Genomic DNA, 428 nt, shown 5'->3' with positions numbered 1-428 from the left:
AAGCAGCAGAACGCGGCGGACAAACTCGACCAGGTGCTGGCGGAAATCCCCCGCGTGCGCGAGGACCTCGGCTTTATTCCGCTGGTGACCCCCACCTCGCAGATTGTCGGCACCCAGGCGGTGCTCAACGTGCTGACCGGCGAACGCTACAAAACCATTGCCAAAGAGACCGCCGGGATACTGAAGGGCGAGTACGGCCACACGCCGGTGCCGGTGAACGCGGCACTGCAGGCCCGCGTGCTGGAAGGGGCTGCCCCGGTGACCTGCCGTCCGGCGGACCTGCTGAAGCCGGAGCTGGCTGAACTGGAAGCGGACGTCAGGCGCCAGGCGCAGGAGAAGTGCATCACTCTGGCGGGAAACGCCATTGACGACGTCCTCACCGTGGCGCTGTTCCCGCAGATTGGTCTCAAATTCCTTGAGAATCGCCA

The 428-nt window shown here is 64.7% G+C and carries 1 pseudogene; it reads left to right on the top strand.

Annotation, left to right across the window (positions count from 1 at the left end):
• Positions 1 to 428: pseudogene (locus tag NBA72_RS24210) on the top strand (sodium-extruding oxaloacetate decarboxylase subunit alpha); the annotation flags it as partial.

The organism is Salmonella sp. NW1250, from assembly GCF_051812965.1.
Classification (GTDB): Bacteria; Pseudomonadota; Gammaproteobacteria; order Enterobacterales; family Enterobacteriaceae; genus Salmonella; species Salmonella enterica.
The sequence above is the reverse complement of the archived record's forward strand: the minus strand, read 5'-3'. Positions and strand labels throughout refer to the sequence as shown.